This is a genomic window from Pedobacter sp. GR22-6, from assembly GCF_037402555.1.
Lineage (GTDB): Bacteria > Bacteroidota > Bacteroidia > Sphingobacteriales > Sphingobacteriaceae > Pedobacter.
The window spans coordinates 223,612-248,287 of sequence record NZ_JBBEUC010000004.1 but is presented as its reverse complement, the minus strand read 5'-3'; the positions used below and the strand labels follow the sequence as shown (position 1 = coordinate 248,287).

At 45.1% G+C, this 24,676-nt stretch carries 21 protein-coding genes; 13 read left to right on the top strand and 8 right to left on the bottom strand.

Annotation, left to right across the window (positions count from 1 at the left end; all coding sequences use genetic code 11):
• Positions 1 to 4 precede the first annotated feature (4 nt).
• From WAE59_RS19230 to rfbA, 5 genes are all read left to right on the top strand, one after another.
• On the top strand, positions 5 to 1,375 hold the full coding sequence (locus tag WAE59_RS19230) for an undecaprenyl-phosphate glucose phosphotransferase (protein ID WP_337857605.1): 1,371 nt from the start codon (positions 5 to 7) through the stop codon (positions 1,373 to 1,375).
• A 109-nt stretch (positions 1,376 to 1,484) separates the two neighbouring features.
• On the top strand, positions 1,485 to 2,879 hold the full coding sequence (locus tag WAE59_RS19225) for a C1 family peptidase (RefSeq protein WP_337857604.1): 1,395 nt from the start codon (positions 1,485 to 1,487) through the stop codon (positions 2,877 to 2,879).
• 114 nt (positions 2,880 to 2,993) lie between these two features.
• Positions 2,994 to 3,527 carry a dTDP-4-dehydrorhamnose 3,5-epimerase gene (rfbC, locus tag WAE59_RS19220; RefSeq protein ID WP_337857603.1) on the top strand — a complete coding sequence of 178 codons (534 nt, stop codon included), beginning with the start codon at positions 2,994 to 2,996 and terminating at the stop codon, positions 3,525 to 3,527.
• A 2-nt stretch (positions 3,528 to 3,529) separates the two neighbouring features.
• Complete coding sequence (rfbD, locus tag WAE59_RS19215) at positions 3,530 to 4,405, top strand: dTDP-4-dehydrorhamnose reductase (RefSeq protein ID WP_337857602.1); 876 nt, start codon at positions 3,530 to 3,532, stop codon at positions 4,403 to 4,405.
• Between the two features lie 66 nt (positions 4,406 to 4,471).
• A complete protein-coding gene (gene rfbA, locus WAE59_RS19210) occupies positions 4,472 to 5,332 on the top strand; it encodes a glucose-1-phosphate thymidylyltransferase RfbA (protein WP_337857601.1) in 861 nt (286 codons plus the stop codon).
• 35 nt (positions 5,333 to 5,367) lie between these two features.
• Here the strand turns inward: rfbA and WAE59_RS19205 are convergent, their stop codons facing one another.
• The 5 genes from WAE59_RS19205 to WAE59_RS19185 all read right to left on the bottom strand — a co-directional run bounded on the left by WAE59_RS19205 (position 5,368) and on the right by WAE59_RS19185 (position 9,748).
• Positions 5,368 to 5,781: a DUF1398 domain-containing protein gene (locus WAE59_RS19205; RefSeq protein ID WP_337857600.1), complete on the bottom strand. Its 414-nt coding sequence runs from the start codon at positions 5,779 to 5,781 to the stop codon at positions 5,368 to 5,370.
• Between the two features lie 215 nt (positions 5,782 to 5,996).
• Positions 5,997 to 7,256, bottom strand: coding sequence for an ATP-binding protein (locus tag WAE59_RS19200; RefSeq protein WP_337857599.1), 1,260 nt, complete (start codon positions 7,254 to 7,256; stop codon positions 5,997 to 5,999).
• Between the two features lie 372 nt (positions 7,257 to 7,628).
• On the bottom strand, positions 7,629 to 8,825 hold the full coding sequence (locus WAE59_RS19195; RefSeq protein WP_337857598.1) for an ATP-binding protein: 1,197 nt from the start codon (positions 8,823 to 8,825) through the stop codon (positions 7,629 to 7,631).
• Between the two features lie 267 nt (positions 8,826 to 9,092).
• On the bottom strand, positions 9,093 to 9,377 hold the full coding sequence (locus WAE59_RS19190) for a hypothetical protein (RefSeq protein ID WP_337857597.1): 285 nt from the start codon (positions 9,375 to 9,377) through the stop codon (positions 9,093 to 9,095).
• A complete protein-coding gene (locus tag WAE59_RS19185) occupies positions 9,374 to 9,748 on the bottom strand; it encodes a hypothetical protein (RefSeq protein WP_337857596.1) in 375 nt (124 codons plus the stop codon). The genes WAE59_RS19190 and WAE59_RS19185 overlap by 4 nt, the downstream gene beginning before the upstream one ends.
• Before the next feature lie 76 nt (positions 9,749 to 9,824).
• Here WAE59_RS19185 and WAE59_RS19180 point away from each other — a divergent pair, with 76 nt between their 5' ends.
• From WAE59_RS19180 to WAE59_RS19150, 7 genes are all read left to right on the top strand, one after another.
• Entirely contained in the window at positions 9,825 to 10,994 is a 1,170-nt protein-coding gene (locus tag WAE59_RS19180; protein ID WP_337857595.1) for a carboxypeptidase-like regulatory domain-containing protein, read from the top strand.
• Positions 10,995 to 11,063: 69 nt separating this feature from the next.
• Positions 11,064 to 11,363 (top strand): hypothetical protein, encoded by a 300-nt coding sequence (locus tag WAE59_RS19175; protein ID WP_337857594.1) that lies wholly within the window; start codon positions 11,064 to 11,066, stop codon positions 11,361 to 11,363.
• Between the two features lie 8 nt (positions 11,364 to 11,371).
• A complete protein-coding gene (locus WAE59_RS19170) occupies positions 11,372 to 12,307 on the top strand; it encodes a sensor histidine kinase (RefSeq protein WP_337857593.1) in 936 nt (311 codons plus the stop codon).
• Positions 12,308 to 12,311: 4 nt separating this feature from the next.
• Positions 12,312 to 12,935, top strand: a complete 624-nt coding sequence (locus WAE59_RS19165; RefSeq protein WP_337857592.1) for a response regulator transcription factor — start codon at positions 12,312 to 12,314, stop codon at positions 12,933 to 12,935.
• A gap of 136 nt (positions 12,936 to 13,071) precedes the next feature.
• Positions 13,072 to 13,836 carry a nucleoside-diphosphate sugar epimerase/dehydratase gene (locus WAE59_RS19160; RefSeq protein WP_337857591.1) on the top strand — a complete coding sequence of 255 codons (765 nt, stop codon included), beginning with the start codon at positions 13,072 to 13,074 and terminating at the stop codon, positions 13,834 to 13,836.
• A 140-nt stretch (positions 13,837 to 13,976) separates the two neighbouring features.
• Positions 13,977 to 14,693, top strand: a complete 717-nt coding sequence (locus tag WAE59_RS19155) for a PAS domain-containing protein (RefSeq protein ID WP_337857590.1) — start codon at positions 13,977 to 13,979, stop codon at positions 14,691 to 14,693.
• 43 nt (positions 14,694 to 14,736) lie between these two features.
• Entirely contained in the window at positions 14,737 to 15,381 is a 645-nt protein-coding gene (locus tag WAE59_RS19150; protein ID WP_337857589.1) for a hypothetical protein, read from the top strand.
• Positions 15,382 to 15,648: 267 nt separating this feature from the next.
• On the opposite strand, the gene WAE59_RS19145 is transcribed toward WAE59_RS19150, so the two are convergent.
• The 3 genes from WAE59_RS19145 to WAE59_RS19135 form a co-directional block, all read right to left on the bottom strand.
• Positions 15,649 to 16,749: a PKD domain-containing protein gene (locus WAE59_RS19145; protein WP_337857588.1), complete on the bottom strand. Its 1,101-nt coding sequence runs from the start codon at positions 16,747 to 16,749 to the stop codon at positions 15,649 to 15,651.
• Between the two features lie 587 nt (positions 16,750 to 17,336).
• Positions 17,337 to 17,891 (bottom strand): REP-associated tyrosine transposase, encoded by a 555-nt coding sequence (locus tag WAE59_RS19140; RefSeq protein WP_337857587.1) that lies wholly within the window; start codon positions 17,889 to 17,891, stop codon positions 17,337 to 17,339.
• Between the two features lie 452 nt (positions 17,892 to 18,343).
• Positions 18,344 to 19,306, bottom strand: coding sequence for a cyclic nucleotide-binding domain-containing protein (locus WAE59_RS19135; protein ID WP_337857586.1), 963 nt, complete (start codon positions 19,304 to 19,306; stop codon positions 18,344 to 18,346).
• 180 nt (positions 19,307 to 19,486) lie between these two features.
• On the opposite strand from WAE59_RS19135, the gene WAE59_RS19130 reads away from it, so the two are divergent.
• On the top strand, positions 19,487 to 24,676 hold the full coding sequence (locus WAE59_RS19130; protein ID WP_337857585.1) for an MBG domain-containing protein: 5,190 nt from the start codon (positions 19,487 to 19,489) through the stop codon (positions 24,674 to 24,676).

The following is a 24,676-nucleotide window of genomic DNA, read 5'->3' as shown; positions in this document are numbered from 1 at the left end:
AAATATGCAGACGCGCTTATTGTATTTGATCAGGTATGTGGTGCCGGTAGTAGACATACTGCTGCTCAACCTGGTATATTTACTTTCTTTTTCCATTAGTGGCCTGGAGCCTAACCGTCAGTACATCATAGTAGGTAACCTGCTGTGGTTGTTTGGCGCTGCGCTCTTCGATGTATATTCGGAGTTTACCTCCAAAAGACTGCAAAACTTTTATCGTGGTACGGCCCGTACCACGATTTTGCATTTCATCCTGTTTTGTATCTATATCTTGTTTACCAAGAATGTGGATTTTCCCAGGAGCTTTATCCTTTATTTTTATGGGATTTTGTCGGTTATCTTTATCACGACACGTTTCATTGGAACGGTAATCCAGTTGACCTTCATCAAGCGTTTCTATGTAAAAAAGAAGATTGCCGTATTGGGCAATAACCGTACGGGTAAACGCCTGGCCGCTTATGTGCGCAACCAGAAACACTTGCAATTTTATGGTTTCATCAATTATGATGAGGAAAATAAGAGTGACCTGAGCGGACAGCTTTCCGATCTGGTGGTCTCTGAAATGAAAGCCGCAGCAGCTGCAGGTGTAGTGGATATGTATGTGTCTGTATCGCCAAACAGGTTGGGAAGTATTCCTCGACTGGTACAGGAGGCTGATAAGCAATTGCTGCGTGTAAAATTTGTTCCGGATTTTGCAGGTTCACTGGCTACACCCTATACCATTAGTTATTTGGGTGGTGAGTTTCCGGTGATCGCCCTGCGTAAAGATCCGCTGGAAAACATGAGTGGACGTTTCAAGAAGCGGGCCTTTGACTTGGTCTTTAGCAGTCTGGTAATCCTTTTTGTGCTGAGCTGGCTGTATCCGATCATTGCCATTTTAATCAAATTGCAGAGTCCTGGGCCGGTATTGTTCAAGCAACTGAGAAGTGGCCGCAACGACGAACCTTTCTGGTGCCTGAAGTTTAGGAGCATGACGGTCAATAAAGACAGCGATAAGGTGCAGGCGACGAAAGGCGATTCCCGCATTACTAAGATCGGTGCATTTCTGCGTAAAAGCAGTTTGGATGAAATGCCGCAGTTCTTTAATGTGTTTATGGGCGATATGAGTGTAGTAGGCCCAAGGCCGCACATGCTGAGCCATACGGAAGAATACCGTGCCATCATAGAGAAGTTCATGGTGCGTCATTTTGTGAAGCCGGGCATTACTGGCTGGGCACAAGTGAACGGGTTCAGGGGGGAGACCAAAGAGGACGGCTCAATGGAGAAACGTGTGGAGCATGACATCTGGTACATGGAGAACTGGACGGTGATGTTGGATGTGCAGATTGTGTTCATGACGGTGATCAATGCGGTTAGGGGTGAAGAGAATGCGTATTAGTGTAAACTAATGATATTTTGAGTTAAAAATATTGTAAAAATACCCGAAAGTGGGTATTTTTTTTTGTGTGCAGGTGGGGTAGCTTTAACTGGTTGTTAAATACGAAGTTATGCATTATACCATATCTAATAGAACTTCTCTCAAAGTAAGATCGAGATTCCTGCTTTTCATATTTATTTTATTAGTCGGTGAACTACGTGCGCAGCAAATTTATACCGGGTTGCGTTCCATGGATGCATCTGCTTATGCGGGGTTTCCCGGCAATCTACCCAGTACAACTGCAGATAAATTACCGTCTAGCGTGGATTTATCTTCAAGGATGCCGCCCGTCGGTAATCAGTCGCCACAAAATTCCTGTGTAGCTTGGGCAATTGCATATGCCGCCCACGGATATTATGCCAAGACCGAGAATCCCAACTGGTCATATTTCACGTCGTCAGGTGGGCTGAATTTTGGTAATTTATTTTCGCCAAGTTATGTATATAATCAAATTAATAGAAGTCAAGATCAAGGAAGTAACTATGAAGACGCACTTTCCCTGATAAAAGAACAAGGTGTGGCCACGATGGCAACTATGGGATATGTCAACTACCTTCAATCGCCATCACAAAATGCCCGCAATGAGGCTGCTAATTACAAGATTAAATCTTTTAGGAGGCTAGGGCAAATGATGAATCCGATCCTTGATGCGAAGGATCAATTGGCCAAGGGGCATCCTGTAATCATAAACGCAAGGACGGATTTGACATACTTCGATAGAGGTTTTTCTCAACAGAGATCGTCACCTCATATATGGAGTAGCGTGGGTAATATAGACGGACAGATGAACCATGCATTGCTTCTTGTGGGGTATGATGATAGTGTTGGCGCTTTCAAGTTTATAAATTCTTGGGGTACACAGTGGGGGGACCAGGGATACGGCTGGATTAGTTATAATATCTATAACTCTGTAGTACCCCAGTCCTGGATCATTATTCCATCATCCAGCAACAATACACCAGTAAATACTGTAGTATATAGCGAGAAAAGTTCAATAGATAATACTGACCGTGTAAATGGACTGGACCTTTACTTAACAAGCGTAAACCATATGAATAGTATTACACATCCTCAGATATCTTTCAATGACAGGTTTATGCGTGTGACAGGGAAAGTATCCATTCCAACCAATAGCGGAAGCAATGCCTCCGTAGTTATTTATTATTATTTGATGAATCCAGACGGATCTCGCGGTCGGGCTATTAGATCATTAGATCGTAGCATGAGCCTGCCAAATGGTAATATCATATCTTATACTCCCCAAGTCAGTCTCAATAATACGTCTATTGTAAACGGTGATTGGTTTGCGGATATCAGATATGTAGCATTTGACTTACCCAGAGGATTTAACCCTCCTTTTAGCTTTCAGCCCATAGTCTATTCCATTATCGCGGAACCTGCTTTGCTATTAGATGGTTATCCTATTAGGAAGGGGCAGCCATTTCAATTCACAATAACGCATTAACTTTTTCGGGAGTAAAATTTTAACAGATGATAGGTTCATGTCTCAACAACGTCATCGCATTGGTTGATTATTAAAGATTCTTGTATCTTTAGCTTCCATTACTAGAGACAATAGATGAAAGTTACCGAAACTAAGCTGAAAGGCTGTTTTATTATAGAACCCACAGTATTCAAGGATGCTCGTGGGTATTTTTTTGAGAGCTTCAATCAACCTAAATTTGAGGCATTGACGGGAGCTTCGGGACATTTTGTTCAGGACAACCAAAGTGCTTCTACCTATGGCGTGGTCCGTGGCCTGCATTTGCAGAAAGGGGAGCATGCCCAGGCGAAACTGGTACGCGTGATTGAAGGGCGTGTGCTGGATGTGGCAGTAGATGTGCGCGAAGGTTCGGAGACTTATGGTCAATGGGTTTCTGTGGAACTGACTGCGGAAAATAACCTGCAGCTGTACATCCCCCGTGGCTTTGCGCATGGCTTTTCGGTACTGAGCGAAACGGCAGTGTTTGCTTACAAATGTGACAACGGTTATAATAAGGAGTCTGAAGGGGGCATCAGGTACAATGACCCAACTTTGGGCATCGACTGGGGCATTCCTGCAGGTGATGAGAACATCTCAGAGAAGGATGCGGTATTGCCGTTTTTTAAATAATTATGATGAAGACATTAATACTTGGTGCAGGTGGACAGTTGGGGCAATGCCTGAAAGCTGTAGCTGCCAAAAGAAATATCGAAGGGCTGATTTTTCCGGATGAGGTTACAGGGAATATCCTGAACCTGGAAGGTTTACATAACCTGTTTGCTGCTGAGCAACCGGACTATGTGATCAACTGCGCTGCCTACACAGCAGTAGATAAAGCGGAAGACGAGGTAGATACTTGCAGACTGGTGAACAAAACTGGTGCCTTGAATGTGGCTTCGGTTTGTAAGGCGCATAGTGCTAAGCTGATCCACGTCTCTACGGATTTTGTTTTCCAGGGGGATATCGTTGAACTGCTGAAAGAGGATGACCTTGCTGAACCCATCAGTGTATATGGTTTGACGAAGCTGGAAGGTGAAATAGATATTATCGATACTTTGCCGGAACATTATATCATCCGTACAAGTTGGTTGTATTCTGAGTTTGCCAACAACTTTGTGAAGACGATGTTGAGGCTAGGTGCTGAGCGGGATTCTTTGGGGGTGATTGCGGATCAGATCGGTTCGCCAACTTATGCGATAGACTTGGCCGGAGCCATTCTGGACATCATTGCGGCTGATAATGCTGCCTATGGTGTCTACCATTATAGTAATGAGGGCTCAGTTTCCTGGTATGATTTTGCGAAAGCGATTTTTGAGATTGGTGGGGTAGAGGTAAAGGTTGGGCCAATCCCGACTTCTGCTTATCCTACGAAAGCCATGAGACCGAAGTTTTCAGTAATGGATAAAAGCAAGATCAAAAGTACGTTTGGTATTGAAGTGCCGTACTGGAGAGATAGTTTAGTAAAGTGTATTGGGGAGATAAAAGCTAAGTCTGAAGACTTAGCCTAGTAAAGGTTTACAATAGGCTAAGTCTTCAGACTTAGCTTAATAAAAACGTTTAAAAAAATTAACGATATGAAAGGAATTATTTTAGCAGGCGGTAGCGGAACAAGGTTGCATCCCTTGACGCTGGCCATGAGTAAACAAATGATGCCGGTTTATGATAAACCAATGATCTATTATCCGCTGTCGACTTTAATGCTGGCGGGGATCAATGAGATCCTGATCATTTCTACCCCTCATGACCTTCCCAATTTTGAGAAGCTATTGGGCGATGGCAGCAGCCTGGGCTGTAAGTTTTCTTACGCCGTACAGGAACTGCCAAATGGTCTGGCGCAGGCTTTTGTGATCGGTGCTGATTTCATCGGTGATGATAAAGTAGCCCTGGTGCTGGGCGACAATATCTTCTATGGTGAAGGGATGTCTAAATTGCTTCAGGACAGTGCAGATCCTGAGGGAGGCGTGGTATTTGCTTACCAGGTGTCTGATCCGGAACGCTATGGTGTAGTAGAATTTGATGCAAATAAGAAAGCGATCTCTATTGAAGAGAAACCCGCCAGTCCTAAATCTGATTATGCGGTTCCAGGACTGTATTTCTATGACAACTCGGTAGTGGAAATTGCCAAAAATATACAGCCTTCGCCTCGCGGGGAATACGAGATCACGGATGTGAACAAAGTATACCTGGAGCAGGGTAAACTTAAAGTAGGTGTGCTGAGCCGTGGTACGGCTTGGTTGGATACCGGTACGTTCAATTCATTGATGCAGGCTGGTCAGTTTGTACAGGTGATCGAAGAGCGTCAGGGTCTGAAGATCGGCGCCATCGAAGAAGTTGCTTACCGCATGGGTTTCATCGATGCGGAACAGCTGAAAAAAATCGCTACACCTTTGGTGAAAAGCGGCTATGGTCAGTATTTGTTGAAATTGGTTAAATAGGCCCAGGTTCAATACGTACTGGATCCCCGGAGCGATTATGCTCCGGGGATTTTTTCAATCAAAATTTCATTTCCCGTTTTATCGAAATAAGTACAGGTCATTTGTTCCATGCAGATTTCCCATTTTTCAATTCCGCATGTTGCACACATTTTTATGAAAGTCAGGTAGTCCGTTTTCCCTTGTTGGTGGGCAAGCAGTTCTGCTTTAAATGTTTCGATTTTTGCAGTATCGGCAATGGTCAGCGTTTCATATTTCGCAGGTGTTGTTGCGGTATGATGATCTGCGCCGTGATAGTCAATGTGTCCGTCGGCTACATAGGCTTCATAGTGGGTAACGCCCAGTTCTTTAATCGCTTTGATGTAAGCAGGGAAGTCTGCTCCTGATTTTACTTTGCTGTGTGCCGATTGGATTTGTACTGCTGTAAAGATTTTTTCCTGATTTGTTTTCATTGCTTTTTATTTTAAGGTCATGATGCAAAATTGCCATCTTCCTGCGACCTCTAATTGTAAAAAATCGTTTGATTGAACAGCGCTTTTCCTGTTCATGCTCCGAGATCACAAAATATTTAATGTAAGGTCTCAGTTTTTCATCCGGAAAATGTTTCTCAAATTTCATAAGATGAAGATAAGGATTTAGTGACTGGGTTAGGTTTTATGCGGGAAGATTATTGCCAAAGTATGTGGTATGGTACTGCCCAGAGGTTTTTACCAAAAGGAACGGCTTCTTTTCCTGAATATAGCACTACACCTCCGGTAAAGTGTTCGGGTATCATTTCTGCCAGCAGTTTTATCCCCTTGAAATCATGAATGTCTACGGAGTCGGATTTTTTAACTTCGATGGCAAATACAGAGCCGTCGGGTTGTTCCAATAAAAAGTCTACTTCTTTGCCATCGCTGGTTCTCATGTGGAATAGTTTGGCTTTGGTTTCGCTAAAACTCAATAGCTTGGTGAGTTCAGTTGCGACGTAATTTTCGAGTACATGTCCAAATAAGTCAGGTTTGTTTTTATAGATGTCTTCCAAATTCAGGTCGAGCATATAGCAAAGCATCATGGTGTCGGATAGGTAATTTTTAGCAGATTTCACCAGTCTTTTATTGATGTTTCTAAACCAGGGTTCTACGTCAAAATTTAAGAACATCATTTTTAGGATGTTGCGGTAGAACTTTCCGGTTACGGCATTGAGCCCCGCATCCCTGGCAATGTCTGCATCGTTAATCAGGTTACCGGCACGTGAAGCTAATATTCTGAGTAAGTTTGGCAGTACTGAGATTTTTTCGAGATCTGCCAGAAGTTTGACGTCACGTTGAAGTATGGTGCTGACATATCCGTCAAACCAGATGTTGCGGGAGCTGGTGTCCATAGTTGCCGTTTCCGGGTAGCTGGCGATTTTAATGGCATCAATTAAGTTGAGCCCGCGATTATCAATTCCTGAAAAGTCCATTTTGAGCAAGCGCTCAAGGCCATCTCCCTTTCCTCCGGAGCTTTCCGCCGTACAAAATGGGTATAGCGTCAGTATGGTCATCCGGCCGACCAATGGATCAGCTAATTTTGGTAAAGCAAGAATGTTTGCAGAACCAGTAAGTAGGTACTTACCGTTTATGTTGGCTTTGTCGCTGATCCGCAGTTCGTCGACCACAACTTTTAGTGTTCGGAAAAGTTCCGGCACCATTTGTACCTCGTCGATGATCAGGTGGCCATCAAAAGCCGAAAGGAAAGCTTCGGGCGCTGCACTCGCAGCTGCCATTTGTGTCGGACGGTCAAATGTGACGTAGTTTACCAATCCGCCTCCCGGCCAAATTTCTTCCGTGCGACTTTGCACAAGGGTACTTTTTCCGGATTGTCTGGCACCATTTAAGAATACTACTGGGCTTATCTTTAATGCATTAGTTAATTTATTGGTGATGAATCGAGGTGTAGTTTGCATTGTTTTATCTCTTGTAAAAGTAAAGTTAGCCTTTATAAAATCAAAAGACAACCTTTATTTTTGCAAAAAAAAACACGTCAGTTTGCTTTGGCCTAAGTCTGAAGACTTAGCTCAGTGTGGAGTGTCTTTTAAGAGTTCACGTGTAAGCGTAGTTTTGCCCACTTGCCTTGGACCTAATAACGCGATAGCTGGAAATACATCCAGCAGAGTTGCTACTTCTTTTTGTATTTCACGTTTAATCATAGCTCAGATTTACTGATTAACCATGAAAAACGGAAATGCCATTTCCGTTTTTCATGGTTAATCGTTGCCTTTGACATGGGTTTGGTTAAGTCTGAAGACTTAACCCAGTGTGCGCGCAAGCAATTAGAATCATTGTTGTAGCAATTCAGAAAGTGCATAGAGGGGGATATTGGTCAACCATTCTTCTTTTCTAAAGTCGGACATTGAAGTCCTGATTGCAAGGCCGGGGGCGTATTTATCTACAAAACTCTTCAGGCTTTTGGCCCGGAGGTTTTCCTCTGCCTTCACTTCTATAGGAATGATATTGCCTGAATGCTGTATGAGGAAATCGATCTCTGCGGTAGCATTTTCCGCGGACCAGTAGTAGGTAATGACTGCTTTGTTGGTCTTTAATTGTTGAAGCACATATTGTTCTGTAAGCGCACCTTTAAATTCCTGAAATATGGCGTTTCCTTCCAGGAGTGTGGTGACGTCAATATCACCCATCGCTGCCAGCAAGCCGACATCTAACAGGAACAATTTAAAAGCGCTATGATCTTCGTAGGCTTTCAAGGGCATGGCAGGCTTACTTGCACGATATACTTTGTGTACCAAGCCACAATCAATTAACCAGGACATGGCCATTTCATATTCTTTGGCCCGGGCACCTTCTTTGATGATCCCGTAGATGAATTTTTTGTTTTCTTTCGCCAGTTGCGCCGGGATGGAATTCCAAAGCATCCGGATTCTTGGTACAATTTCATGGGGAGCATGTTTAGAGAAATCTTGCTCATAAGCCTCTAAAATGCGTTTTTGTATAGCCCTCACCTCAGTAAAATTTTCCTCCAGTACGAAGCTGAGGACGGCTTCGGGCATTCCGCCGATGTAATAGTATTGCCTTAGTAGTTCGATGTACCTGTTTTTATAGACCTTTATGAGGCTCCAATCGCTATTCCTTAAAAGATTCACCAAGTCTCCCTGACCTTTGGCGATGAGAAATTCTATAAAATTTAGTGGATAAAGATCCAGGAATTCTACTTTCCCGACTGGGAAGGAGGTATGTCTGTTCAATGCTACGCCAAGAAGTGATCCCGCAGAAATGATATGTAATTCGGGTGAGTTTTCGTAAAAATATTTTAGAGAGGTGAGCGCTCCCGGTGCTTCCTGGATTTCGTCGAAAATGATTAATGTGTTTTCTGGTTGTATCGTTATTCCGGTTTCGATCTGTAAAGCAGTAAGGATTCTTTTGGTATTGAAATCTTCTTCGAAAACACCTTTAAGCAGTTTATTGCTTTCAAAATTGATATAGACAGTTTGCTCATATTCCTGTTTTCCAAAAGTTTTCATTAACCAGGTTTTTCCTACTTGCCTAGCACCTCTAATAATCAGTGGTTTACGGTTGGATTTATGCTTCCACTTTAATAAATCTTCAATCTCGATTCTATGCATAGCTTTTAGTATCAGATTCAAAATTACATAAATTCGAAGGAACTTTTGTTATATATTACACTTTTACAAAGGAACTTTTGTTGTTGCTTACATTTTTCTGAAGGAAGATGGGGTGTTGGAGCGATCAAGGAATTCATCGAATCGGCTCCTTCGGCAGTTTTTTCTTTAATAAAGAAAGCTGAATAACCAGAGCGGAACTTTAGTGCCGAGGCCTGTTTCAATGTCGTCAGCTGCTACCAGATAATTTCCTGTATGCTGAACTTGTTTGCCTGTTTTTGACTTACCCCCCGCCTCTATGGTCAGACCCGAGATAAAGAAGTCTCCATCTCTCATATTCCCTTTGTCTGGATTAGGATCTATTGCATAAGCTAAGTTGGTGTTCTCTAAAAAGATCTTGTCGGGTTTTTGGAGTCTGGAGATGCCTTTTCCCTCTGCAGACAGGATGTTCAATAGTTTGGCATCCCGGAGTTGGTAAACGTATTCATAAAGACTTTCACGGTTGTAGGTAAATATCCATTCTTTAGATAATTGTAAAAAGGAGAAAGGGGTTGAATCTTTTCGAGGACGCTGAGGCTTATTTCTCTGTGATTGGTTGTGATTTCTTTTAGGTCAATAGGATCAAAAACCATGTTTTCTGTAAAGGCAAGGTATTCTCTGAATGATAATCCAGCAAGCGTATAGCTGATTACGCGTCTGCTCAGATCCGCTTCTACACGGTAGATGTCTAAGGCAAATTGCTGGTTGTGATGTACAAAATCAATATGTTTTTGCTGGTTGTAACCAGCAAAATTCTTGATTCGGGATTCATTTGTGGCCGTCATCCTTTAAAAATCCCCCAATTTGCGGGATTGTGTGCTGTTTCTGCGGTCTTTAGATTTGTGCTGAAATATAGCTCACATGAAAAGACCTTACTACTACCTATTGCTGATTGCCATTACCGTTATGGCAGCATGCAGCAAAAACGTCCCGGAAGCAGAAGCTGAGGCTAAGCCGGATACGGTGCTGACGCCGCAAAAGGATGGATCGGGCAATCCGACGGTCAATCCGCCGGTAATTGTACCTGGAACGGGCACCATTGCTGGCTTTATATTCCCGGCATTTGCTTACAGCTCCTTTACGCTTACACTAAAAAATACGGAAACAGATCGCGCTTTCTCAGTAAAACCGGACGCGAAGGGGCAGTATCAGTTGACTGCCCTGCCACCGGGAAACTATCAGATCAGCATTCAGCTCGAACAAACTACCCTGATCCCCATCACTGTACCCATCCAGATCACTGCCGGGACTGCCAAAGTTATCAATTTTAATTACCAGGGGCATCCATCAATTCCGGCGATGAAGGGAACAGGCAGTATTTCAGGTACCATCAGTCCGGCCGGTCCAGGTGCAGCAGCTGCTGCTTACAGTGTGGAGACCAACCAGCGGTACGATGCTACGATAGATGCTTCAGGTGCATTTCTGATCAGGGATTTACCTGCCGGAACGTATTCTGTATCGGTAGGCCGGGGATTGGGCTATACCGCCCTTACTGCGACGGGATTTTCGGTTACGCTGGCCGCAGGTGAAGCCAAAAGCCTGAGTCCGGTACTTTTTTCCAGTAATGCAGATCCTGCCAGTGCCTACTTTATCTCTTATGAACTGGATGGGCTGCAGCAATATAGAAAAAGCAAAGTGGGGGCGGAATACGACAATTCAAAGTTCCATCTGTATACCTATAGCGAAGGTACGCAACAGAGCATGTCGAAGATGTCGGGTACTATGAGCGTGCGGACTTTTGTAGTAGTAGACCGATTGGATCTGTTGCTGGACGATGTAAAAGGCCTTGGGACCTATGTTTGCAAGGGAACGGCAGAATCGAACATCAAAATCACCCAGCGAAAGTTTATGGGGATGGGTTACGGTCCGCCCATGATCTGGAGTACTACCGGTGCTGAAGGTACTGCCACGATCAGCATTACTGCCATAGATCCTGTAAACAGGACCATCAGCGGAAGTTTTAGCGCCACACTGGTGCCGGAAAATGCATTGGCCAAGGGCAATAAGACCATTACTAAGGGGACTTTATAAATATTGATAGGGGGGCATAATTGATGGTCTGGCCGAATTGCGTACTTTTATTACGGGATTTTTAAAATCATGCACATTTACCAGATCATCGATTATTTTCTGCCTCAGCACATCCGGGCAGACAAAACACATCCGCAGTATCAGGAACTCCGTGTGATTGTGAGTGCTTCGGTTGTAGCGGTACCCCTCGTGCTGCTTTTTCCTATGCTATTGCTTTTAATTGGAAAGCCGGTTGGCGGCTACCTGCTTAATGGGACGCTGATTGTTATCATGCTGTTCTCGATTAAGTATTTCGCACACTACCGGATCCCGATGACCGTGACGGCCATCGTCACCTATTTCATCATCTATGACTGGATCCGGGACTGATCTTCTCTGTGAACACCAGTATATTGCACATGTACCTGGCAGGGGCCATCTGGGCCGACAGGAAATACGGAACCTATGCCATCTTTAGCAATCTGCTGATGTTTGGGTTTATCTATTACCAAACCTTGCATGCGCCCGGACTGGGCGGACTAAAAGCGGAGCTGGGAGATCCGCTGTATCCCCTGGTGATGCATTGCCTGATCAGCGTTTTCTTCGGGGGCTTTCTGGCCTACCTGCAACTGGATCAGGACCGCGACCGCAACAAGATCAAGGCCCTGCAGGATCAAAAGATCAGTATGCTGGATGAAGCCGTGAAGAAGCGCACCGAACAGCTGAACACCATGCGGGAGACCATAGCTACAGATTTCCATGATGAGACGGGCAATACGCTTTCGGCCATCACCAGGCAGGCGATTTTGTTGCAGCAAAAACTAAAGGGTCACCGTGAAGTGAACCCGATTGTAGAAAGCATCATCCGAAACAGCAAGAACCTCTATGCGGCAAGTAAGGATTTCTTATGGAACCTGAACCACAATAGTGATGACCCTCAGGAGCTGTTTGAATACCTTACCGGTTATGGACAGGTGTATTATAATCAGTTTGACATGCCTTTTTCTTCCAGGGCGGAGGAATGTCGCGATCAGCAGCAGCTGGAGCCGATGGCAGCATTGAACATCATTTATATCTTTAAAGAAGCCATGACCAATGTGATTAAACATGCGGAGGCCAGAGAGGTGAGGCTGGAAATGACATGTACGGATGGAAGCATAACCTATGCGCTGGAAGATGATGGAACCTGGAAAGCTGTATCGCCGGGGCAGCCCCATTATGGGTTGGGCAATATGGAACGCCGCAGTCAGAAAAACCGTTTTGAATTTAAATTAGTGCCCCTGGAGCGGGGCACACGTATAGAACTTAGGGTGCCTTTGAGCCCTTTAACCTGATCGCATGACCAAGAACATCGTAATTATAGAAGACAACAGCGTGATCAGGGAAGGTTTCGCTTCCCTCATAGATGCAAGCGGGGACTACCGGGTAGCGGGTCAGTACGGAAGTTGTGAAGAGGCGCTGAAATCCCTTCAGGCAGATATGCCTGACCTGGTGCTGATGGATATCGACCTGCCGGGGATGAATGGCATAGCAGGTACACTGAAGATCAAAAAATTGTTTCCGGAATGCATTGTGCTGATCATTACGGTAGTGGAAGACAGCGATAAGGTGTTTCAGTCTTTGTGTGCAGGAGCGGGCGGTTATATCATTAAAAATTCGGATACCGATGACATCATCAGGAATATCGGAGAGGCTTTTTCCGGAGGTGCGCCCATGAGTTTTCACATCGCCCGGATGGTGGTGCAGTCCTTCAACCGTCCTCAGGATTCTCCTTTGTCGGAACGGGAGCGCGAAGTGCTGAAGGGTATTGCCGAAGGTAAGAGTTATAGTAAAATTGCGATTGACCTGTTCATCAGCAAAGAGACCGTCCGCAGCCACATTAAAAATATCTATCAGAAGCTGGCCGTGAACAATAAGGCCGCAGCGCTGAAAGTGGCGGGCAGTAATAAGTGGATTGATTGATGCTGTCATTTCATTTGATTTCTGGTACATTTCGGGCAGCTATTTGTTCAGACGGAGAAAGCGGTTTAACTATATCTTTATTTTTTTCGCTATCATTGTCTGTCTGTACTTAGGGATAAAACAGACCTAACCAAATATGCAAACTCGTTTTTTGTACCTGACCAGATACCTGGTGCCAGTGGTAGACATTTTGTTGTTGAACCTGGTGTATGTCATTTCCTTTTCTTTATCCGGCACGGAACTCAACCGGCAGTACATGGTGGTGGGAAACCTGCTCTGGCTGTTTGCTGCCTTGCTCTTTGGCATGTACAGGCAATACGCACACCGGAGCCTGCGGCATTTTTACCTGGGGACGATAGGTACTGTTGCACTGCACCTCCTGCTGGTCTGTGCTTACTTCGGCCTGACAGGAGCCGGCTATTTTCCGAAAAGCTTTGTGATCTGTTTTTACCTGATCCTATCGCTGGTGTTCAGCAGTGCCCGGTTCATCCGTACTTATGTGCAGGTCTTGTTCATCAGGCGTTTTTACAGGAAGAAAAAGATCGCTGTGATGGGCAATAACCGTACTGGAAAACGTTTGGCGGCTTATGTACGCCATCAGAAACACCTTGCTTTTTATGGTTTTATCAATTATGATGCAGAGAACAGGAGCGACCTGAGCGGACAGCTCTCCGATTTGGTAGTGTCTGAAATGAGAAAAGCTGCGGCGGCGGGTGTGGTAGATGTTTACGTGGCAATATCTCCGGGGGAACTCGCAAAAATTCCGAGCCTGATGCGGGAGGCCGACCGGCAGTGTTTAAGGTTGAAGTTTGTGCCCGATTTCGCCGGTTCCCTGGCTGGGCCCTACACCATCAGTTCTATGGGTGGAGAGTTTCCGGTGATTACTTTGGATGAGGATTGACCATTCCAATTCAAATGCATTTTTGCTCATTTGGATGCCTTATTTGGCCATTCCCGAGCAGTAATCCTGGCCTGTGCGTGTTTTTTGAGTATTATTGATCAGTTCCTCCCTAAATATAGCTGAACTAAACGACAAATGATATGTTACGCTCAACCAAAGGCAAATTTGATTATGACTATTTCATAGAGCTATCTCCTGATCTGGTATGTGTCGGTGGATATGATGGTTTTTTCAAAAAAGTAAACGCGGCAGTTTCGAAAACGCTGGGATATACGGAACAGGAATTGCTCTCCAGGCCGATCACTTCTTTTGTACATCCTGAAGATCAGCGATCTACGGACGAAAGGGTCGGTTGTGCTTTGGCTGCGGAGGAGGTGGTGAATTTCGAAAACAGGCATTTGACTAAGACTGGAGAGGCAATCTGGCTTTCCTGGACCTTGGTTCCGGTAGTGCGGGATCAACTGATCTTCGCCACTGCACAGAACATCTCCCACCGTAAAAAAACAGAGCTGTACAGGCCCAGGCCGGAGAACCCATGGCTTCGGAAGTTTGAAGCTATAGTAAGGGCAAACCTTTGGAACAACCATCTGAACATCACGCTCCTGAGCGACGAACTAGGCATAAGTGAACGTCAATTGTTCAGGGAAGTGAAGCAGCTGCTGGGAACTACGCCCAATCACCTGGTGAGGAGCATCCGCCTACAGGTGGCCTCGGAAGCCATAGATACCGGCAAATACCGTACGGTTTCGGAAATCGCACATTTTGCGGGATTTAAAACTGCGGCATATTTCAATAAATTGTTTAAAGAAGTGTACGGAAGCGACGTTTTGCAGGTACTTTCCGTAGGAAAAGGTTAGTTGGCAGGTGTTTTGTATAGGTACAAAACAAACATTTTCTAACATGCGCTTTTTATATTTCATACTGGTCATTTCTGTCTTGTCGGCCTGCAGGGACAAGGAGCAAACTCAAACTTCGACTGTAGAGGACAGCACAGCTACGGCTATGGCGGCTGATACCAATTCGGTAGTGCCGCATGTGGAGCCTGCAGGAGGCTGGATGGAAGATTTTAAAGTGCTGAAGAAGGCATTGCTGGACCAGGACAGGAATAGGGTAGAGACCTTTTTTGATTTCCCATTGAATGTAGATAGCGCCAGTGTTTGGACCTCGATTGAGCCAACTGAAACTGAGCTGAAGGCATGGAAGGCGGGAAAGAGAGATACTGCTCAATTTGACCGGAAGGATTTTGAAAAGTTTTATTCCAGGTTCTTCTTGCCGGAATTGCTGATGGGTTTGAAATCAATGAAGCCAGAGGCGCGCTTTACTGAAGGCATCTGGTCTTCGAAGGAGTTTAAGGAAGCGGCCAGACCTTTCCAGTTTCATGTGGGTTTTGACAAGGACAGTCAGTCGCTGAGCCTGAATGTTGCCTTTTTTGGCGCTGAAGATGAGGAAGGTAATTATGTAAGTGAGGGGGAGTACAACATCATCTATCTATTTCACTGGGAAGAGAAAGGCTTGACTTTTGATCGGATGGTGATTGCGGGCTAGCATGCTTTGCTGCAAAAGAAAATAGGCTAAGTCTGAAGACTTAGCCTAAGCCTAATACAAGAGGGTGTCCGAAAAGGTGCAATTTACTATTCTATGTTTCTCGTCATCCTGAATTTAGTTCAGGATCCCCGCTTGAGCATAGTTTAAATAGCATGTCCGTAGATCCTGAAATAAATTCAGGATGACGTACGTACCTTTTCGGACATCCTCATCCTAACACAAGCTAAGTCTGAAGACTTAGCCTAAGCTAGAAGACCCAGCTTCTTCTTATTCAAACAAACGGAACTCGTTGATCTGCAAAGCAGCGTCGCCCCAGTTGGAGGTGATAGAGAAGCGATATTTAGTGAATGCTTTCGTATTGACCAGGCTGAAATAGAACAACTGCCTGTACCGTTGGGCATCTCCGGTAGCACCTTTATCGACCATCATGTCATAGAAGTTTTTAGGCATGGTTCTGGTGTCCAGCAGTTCCCAGGTCACTCCATCATTAGATCCGTGGAGCTCCCATGATTTTGGATCCCTGGTTTGTAAGTTTTCGGCACTGCCGACAGCATACATTTTGGCAATTCTGGCTTTTTTGTAAGTAATGGAAGTAGCGAGCGGATAGGTAAATTTACGTTCATCTCTCCCCCCCATTACGAATTTACTGTTGATGTCGCCATCCAGCAATTTTGTAGAGTTTTCTCCGGTACTGTAATTGTTTTCAGCAGTAATGGTATAGCCTTCACGTTCCCGGGTAATGTCTTTCACAATACCGTGAATGGTTGCATTGGCCTGAGATACCGTGACTACCGAGCCATCTGTAGACGTGACCCTGGCGGTAACCTTATTTAGGGTGCCGGGTAGATAAGGCTTTACCGGCTCCATTTCAGTGCTGGTACCTACAGGTTTCAGGTCATTGAAGGTCCACAGTACAGAAGCAATTGGTGCTTTTAAGATGATTTTGAATTTAACTTCATTTTGCAGACCAACTCTGTTGCCGACTATCTGGGCAACACTGTCGGGATGGATGGTCAGTTTAACCTGACTTCTGGAAACGTGCCCGGTTTCGGAAAAGCTTTTTAGGTCGATTAGGTAATTTCCTGGCGCTTTATAGATGTGTACAGGTTCTTTTTCAGTCCTTAAAGTATCGTCTCCAAACCTCCATTCCTGGCGGACATATTTGTCTGATTTATTTTTGAATGTAAATTTGAAGGCATTTTCCGGGTCCTGCGTGTATTCGAAGCTGGTTAGGGGATTGATGATGGGTGGATCAGGCTGGATTTCTTTTTCTGTTTGTTCGCAGGAGGCAAGAATAAGCAGACCCAGGAGGAGCGTACTGGTTTTCAACCAGGATTTAGTTGCATGAATTGATGTTAGCTTTTTCATTTTTTTGTTCAAAGGGTGTTTTTATTTGGTTATTTTTTTGGAGATATCTAGCTTCATATCAGGCAAAAGGGTTCCGTTCAAGGCGGGAAACCGCATTGTTGGCGCAATAGCATACAGTGCTATTGGAATTACTTCCTGAGCCTATCGATTGGGATAATTAATTTTGAATTGAGGTATGATCGTAGAGCATTGGCGTTCGATTAAGTTTACAGATTTTATTTGGTGATGCTAAATTATTGTTTTAAAGCTTATTGGGAGAAAAAAGCCTGGAAAAATTGCCTGTTTTTCTACGCAAACGTTGTAGTGGTAAAGCGTTTTAGTGACGTTTAAATGAGGTTTTTCCATTGCTTAAAAACTGGGAAGCGCCTTCGCTAGGCTTTTTAAGGCCTTTTTTGGAGGTTATGCTTAATTGGCATTTTATTCAGCGTTATATGCGGCGTGGGGGCTGGACAATTGATCTTTTTGTTTTGTAACTAGGTTAAGTCTTCAGACTTAACCTAAGCTTTCTTTTTAAATAACGGACACTAGGCTAAGTCTTCAGACTTAGGTTATCGCCTTGTGGTGTCAGACTTAGCTTAGCCCCTAGCTTAATGTAAAACTTCTATTTCTAGCAGGCCTTTTTCTCCCTGGTAGTCTCGGGCACTGCTGTATAGGTAATCTGCAGGTTCTGCTACTATGCCTGCTTTGACCGGATTGTAATGAATGTAATTCAGTGCCCGCGTGAACTGATCAGTATTGCTGTCGAGTTCGATGGGATGGTTGTCCTGTTGCCAAAATTGAAAATTAGTATTGTTACTGTTTCGGTTACCATTTTCCCGGAATAAGTCAATCATCCATTTTTTTCTGCTTTCCTGTATGTTTTCCTGAATGGCTTTGGTCAGTTTGTAAGAAGAGAATTTTTTCATATCTCTCATGGTGTCAGCTAATAATTTCCCTTCGTTTCTTCTACTAATGATCATGTGCACGTGATTGCTCATGATTACATAGGCATGGATGACAAGGCCTTTATTCCTGGAACAGAAATCGAAGATTTCCAGCAAATAGTCACGATAGAGCTGCCTTGTGAAAACATCGATCCAGTTTACCACTGAGAAAGTGATGAAATATAGGCCATCTGGGTTGTGGAATTTGTATTTACTCATGTGCTAAACTAGGCAGATTTGAATTGAATGACCAATTGTAGCGGGAATTTTTTTATTGGGTTAAGTCTTCATTTATTGGGTTAATTCTGAAGACTTAACTTAAGCTTTGTGGTACGGTAATTAGGTTAAGTCTGAAGACTTAACTTAAGCTTTGTGGTACGGTAATTAGGTTAAGTCTGAAGACTTAACTTAAGCTTTGTGGTACGGTAATTAGGTTAAGTCTGAAGACTTAACCCAAGCCTTGGTTAACCTAATTCTGAAGACCTTCGCGTTCCACTGGGTTAAGTCTGAAGACTTAACTTAAGCCTTGGTTAACCTAATTCTGAAGACCTTCGCGTTCCACTGGGTTAAGTCTGAAGACTTAACCCAAGCCTTGGTTAACCTAATTCTGAAGACCTTCACGTTTCACTGGGTTAAGTCTTCAGACTTAGCCTAAGCCTTGGAAACTTAACTTATGCCTTCATTTTTAAGTACGAAGATGGTGTATGACCGGTATGCCGCTTAAATTCTGAAAAAAATGTGGTTTTGGAGGAGAAGCCGGCCATTTTGCCCAATCCTTCAAGGTTGTATTGCGCAAGGGTTTTCTCATCCTGGAGTCCATGCACTACATAATTGATGCGATGTCGGTTGATGAAATGGTTGAAGTTTTCTTTAAAATGAACGTTGAGCAGTTGCGATAGCTGGTGTGTGCTGGTCTGAAACTGCCGCGCCAGATCGGTGAGGGTGATCTTTTTTTGGAGGTGGGGCTTTACTTCCTCCATCAGTCTTGAAATCTCTGCTTTGGAAAGTGGGGCCTCGCTGATACTTCCTTTTGCACGTTGTTCTTCCTCGCGCATGATTCTTTGCAGCGTGGTGATTTTGAGGTTGAGGAAGGATGCCGCCACTTCAAGCGGGATGCGATTGGAATGCGTAGGATAGGCCTGTAGTAAATATTGATATTTTTCGGATGCGCTGGCCATCCTCACAAATACTGAACGGTGATGGGCCAGTTGATAGTAGCGTTCCAGGATTTTGCGCATCAAGATGTTGATGTCAATATGCTTTTCGAAAAGTCCCTGAAGTGCCTGTGTAGGAAGACCGAGTAATACGCTGTCTTCTTCTGCACGGATGTCTTCTGCTGAGGCAGCTTCGCCATGCAGACCTTCTATAGCCCCTACGAAATTGCCGTCAACAGTAATAAATGTGGTCAGTTGCTTGCCGCCAAAATGCGCTTGTCCGGACACCATACCTTTCACGATAAAGTAAATGTATTTGCTGTATTCACCCTGACGAAGCAGGAAGTCGCCCTTTTTGAGTTCAGTTAAGAAAGCACATTGAATGAGGCTTTCCTTGACCGCTGTACACAGTGGCTGAATTTGATCGATCTTATGGAGGATAGCTTCCAGAAGCGGGAGAGGAGCAGTATTAGATGACATAGGGTTGGTTTGTATTTGGTTGCCCTAAAGTAACAAAAAAAAATATTCCTGCAAGTTGTACGGCATTATAATACCGGAGTTTTTTGAGTTTGCCCGGCCATTCACTACTTGTAGATTCATTTACTTTTGCAGAAACAACTGTTTTATAGTTCAATATCTAACCAGTCATCTTAAACGCGTATGAATAGATCACTACATTATCTTTTTATTTTATTTATTTTTTTGCTGCAGCCTTTAATTGGTGATGCACAAACGACCCGGGTTTCCGTGTTCGCTTATCCTGGACTTAATGGTAGTGGGACAGGATGTGGGACAGAAAATGCTAATTTGGAAGGAATTATTGCAGCGCTTCCTCAATACACAGTTGATGTATCAATTAAAAGCTTTAGTGATGCAGCCTTGTTGAAAACCCAGCTAGAAGCCAGTGAATTCTTTTTTATGACAGATATGGAATCTCAGGATCCAGCAAATGTGAGTTTTTTCCCTGTTGCTTCCCAGACGGTATTCAAAAACTGGGTATCTGGAGGTGGGGTTATGGTCATGACCGGAACATCTGGTGCGAAAGATGTAAATTTCCTGAATATGATATTCGGATGGGATTTGGGGAATGTGTCTGGCCAAGTCGCCAGTAAGAATACCGCAAATACGGTTGGGACACCCTTCGAGACGATCGCTGCTACCAGCTTGCCAGTGCTTAGCGCTACTGACGGTATCAAAAGGAATACAGTTGCTGATTTTAAAGCGATGTATGGTACAGATGACAATGCTGCCGTTGCTGTAATCAAGTACGGTGGCGGTTATGTGATCTACATGGGATTTGATTTTTACGACGCTGGACCGAGCTGTACACAGTATACTAGTGCTTGGGTACAGGGGGCTATTCCGGGTGCACTAAAGTATGCTGCCGCACTTTCTTCTGCAGGACTGAGCACTACCGCGATAACCAGTATTACAGCCAATTCCGCAACTTCTGGCGGTAATGTGACCAATGATGGCGGAGCGCCGGTGACGGCTCGTGGAGTTTGCTGGGCTACAACCACTAATCCGACTAGCTCCGGTTCTCATACTACTGATGGAACAGGAACAGGTACATTTACCAGTAACTTAACCGGGCTTTTACCTGGAACCTTATATTATGTAAGAGCATATGCACAAAATTCCATCGGTATCTCCTACGGTAATGAACTGACTTTCACCACTGCTAAACTAGACCCAACGCTAAGTAGCTTTACTATTGCCGGCAAGACCTATGGTGATGGTACTTTCTCCCTTACGGATCCTGTAAGTAACAGTACAGGAGCTTTTACATATACCAGCAGTGATCCTACGGTAGCGAGCGTTAGCGGCAAAACCGTGACGATATTAAAAGCGGGTACTACAACCATCACTGCGACGCAGGCTGCAAGCAGTACTTACAACAGTGGAACGATCACGGCCGACCTGATCGTAGGCAAGAAAGCCCTGAGCATTACCGCTAACAACGACAGCAAGATCTATGGCGAAACGAAGACATTTTCTGGCACCGCTTTCAGCAGTACAGGTTTGATCAATGGCAATACCGTAACGGGTGTGACCCTAAGCAGCACAGGCTCTGTGGCAACTGCAACGGTTTCCGGTGGTCCATATGCCATTGATGCTTCGGCGGCAGTAGGTACGGGACTAAATAACTATACGATCAGCTACAATGCAGGTTCACTAACAGTAAGTCAGAAAGCCCTGACAGTGACCAATACCAACCGGAGTAAGGTGTACGGTGATGTGCTGAGTACAGCGGATTTTGCAGGTACGATTACCGGTCTGGTAAATGGTGATAATATAACGGCCAGCAGGAATAGTACGGGGGCAGTAATCACTGCAGAAGTAGCGGGTACCTATCCGATCGTAGCTACACTATCAGATCCTAACAGCAAGCTGGGCAATTATACGCTGACGAATACCAATGGTACTTTGACGGTGACTAAAAAAGCTTTGGCGATCACTGCGAACAACGACACTAAAGTATATGGTGAAACCAAAACACTTGCTGCTACAGCGTTTAGCAGTGCAGGTCTGATCAATGGCAATACAATTACTGATGTTTCACTAAGCAGTACGGGTACAGTGGCGACTGCTGCAGTAGCAGGAAATCCTTATGCCATCACTGCTGCTGATGCGGTAGGAAGTGGTTTGGATAATTATACCATTTCCTATACGGCGGGTACGTTGAACGTAGGTAAAAAAGCCCTGACGGTAAACAATACCGACCGCAGTAAAGTATACGGTGAGGTGCTGGCCAATGCCGACTTCGCCGGCTCCATAACTGGTTTGGTAAACAATGACAACATTACAGCCAGTAGAAACAGTACCGGAGCAGTAGCAATTGCAGTGGTGGGTGCAAGCTACCCGATTGTGGCAACACTAGCCGATCCAGGTAGCAAACTGGCGAACTATACGGTCACGAATGCAAATGCTACGCTGACAGTGACACCGAAAGCATTGACCATTACTGCAAATAATGATAGCAAAGTATATGGTGATACAAAAACCCTTGCAGGTACTGCTTTCAGCAGTACAGGTTTGATCAATGGCAATACCGTAACGGGTGTGACCCTAAGCAGCACAGGCTCTGTGGCAACTGCAACGGTTTCCGGTGGTCCATATGCCATTGATGCTTCGGCAGCAGTAGGTACGGGACTAAATAACTATATTATTAGCTACAATGCAGGTTCACTAACAGTAAGTCAGAAAGCCCTGGCCGTGACCAATACCAACCGGAGTAAGGTGTACGGTGATGTGCTGAGTGCAGCGGATTTTGCAGGTACGATTACCGGTCTGGTAAATGGTGATAATATAACGGCCAGCAGAAATAGTACAGGGGCAGTAATCACTGCAGAAGTAGGCAGTACCTATCCGATCGTAGCCACACTATCAGATCCGAACAGCAAGCTGGGTAATTATACGCTGACGAATACCAATGGTACTTTGACGGTGACGAAAAAAGCTTTGGCGATCACGGCGAATAATGACACTAAAACTTATGGTGAAACCAAAACACTTGTGGGCACAGCCTTTAGCAGTACAGGCCTGATCAATGGTAATACCATTACTGGTGTTTCACTGAGCAGTACCGGTACAGTGGCTACGGCTACAGTGGCAGGCAGTCCTTATGCCATCAATGCAGCTGATGCGGTAGGAACAGGATTGGACAACTACAGCATTTCCTATACAGCTGGTACTTTGAGCGTAGGCAAAAAGGCTTTGGCGATCACTGCGAATAACGACACTAAAACTTATGGTGAGACGAAGACATTTGCCGGTACAGCATTCAGCAGTACAGGCCTGATCAATGGCAATACGGTGACTGGTGTTTCACTGAGCAGTACAGGTTCAGTAGCTACAGCAACCGTAGCAGGCAGTCCATACGTGATTACTGCAGCTGATGCTACAGGAACTGGATTGGATAACTACACGATTACCTACACTTCAGCTGAACTGTCGGTAGGCAAAAAAGCACTAACGGTAAGCAATACCAACCGTTCGAAAGTGTATGGCGAGGTGCTGACCAACGCCGATTTTGCAGGCAGCATCTCTGGTTTGGTGAACAACGACAACATCACCGCGAGCCGCAACAGTACAGGTGCAGCGGCAACTGCGGTAACCGGCAGTACTTACCCGATTGTCGCGACCCTGGCCGATCCGGGCAGCAAGTTGGCGAACTATACGCTGAGTAATGCAAACGGTACATTAACAGTAACGCCGAAAGCACTGACCATTACAGCGAATAACGACAGCAAGATTTATGGAGAGACCAAAACACTTTCCGGCACTGCCTTTAGCAGTACTGGCCTGATCAATGGCAATACCATATTGGCTGTGGCATTAAGCAGTACAGGTACACCTGCAACTGCGGCGGTAGCGGGTAGTCCTTATGCGATCAATGCTACGGGCGCTACCGGAACAGGATTGGAAAATTATACCATCACGTATCAAAATGGAACATTGTCGGTAGGTGCCAAAGCTTTGCTGGCCATTGCTGAGGATAAAGAGAAATTTGCGGGAACGGCCAATCCGGCTCTAACTGCGCGCTTCGAAGGTTTCGTGAACAGTCAGGACCGCAGCGTCCTGACGGCACAACCGACTTTGAGTACAGCTGCGACAACGAGTTCTGCGATCGGCACTTATGACATCAACATCAGTGGGGCAAGCGCTGCCAATTACAGCATCACTTACCGTAAAGGTACGCTGACCATAAAGCCTGGTGCACCGACCAATATTGTCCTCGCAGCATCAACCTTATATGAAAACAGGCCAGCCGGAACATCTGCGGGTACACTGAGCAGTACTGCTGATGATCCGAGCGCTACCTTCAGTTATACTTTGGTGAGTGGAGCAGGCGATACTGACAACAGTTTGTTCAGCATCAGCGGCACGGCAGTAAGTACAACGGCAAGCCTTGATTTTGAAAATAAAGCCAGCTACAGCATCCGTGTGAGAAGTACGACACAATATGCACAAACGCTGGAAAAACAACTGACGATTACGATCAGCGATGTGAATGAAATCCCAACACTTGCGGCAATCGGCAACCAGGTGATCTGTTTTACTTCTGCACAGCAAAGTCTGAACCTCACTGGCATCTCCGCTGGTCCGGAAAACGCCCAGACCACCACGCTGTCGGTAAGCAGTACCAATCCTGCACTGTTCAGCAACCTGAGCGTGAGTAAAACGAATAACAGTACAGGTGTGCTAACCTACCGTGCGGCTAATGGCGCGAACGGTACAGCAACGGTGACTGTAACGGTAAAAGACAATGGTGGTGTAGCCAATGGTGGCGTGGATACGTATACCCGCAGCTTCACCATCGCCATCAATGCACTGCCGGTAGTGGCCATCAGCAGCGATAAAGGTGCTAACCTGTCGAAAGGTCAGACCGCCCTGCTTACAGCAACGGGAGGCACAACTTACACCTGGTCTAACGCATCGGGAATCCTGAGCGGTCAGAATACCGCAGCATTGACCGTACGGCCATCGGAGACGACAACTTATACGGTGACGGTGACCAATGCGAGCGGTTGCGTAAGCACAGAAAGCTTTACAGTGAATGTGGCGGCCGATTATGAAGTGGTATTGGCAACGAACATCATGACCCCTAACGGTGATGGAAAGAACGACAAATGGATCGTAGAGAACATAGACATGTACCCGAACAACTCGGTGAAGATCTTTGACCGTGCCGGACGTGTGTTGTACAGCAAAAAATCGTACGACAACAGTTGGGATGCGATGCTGAATGGCAGTCCGCTGGCTGAAGGCACTTACTTCTATATCCTGGATTTCGGTAACGGAAGCAGGGTGAAGAAAGGATACATTACTATCGTAAGGGAAGATTAA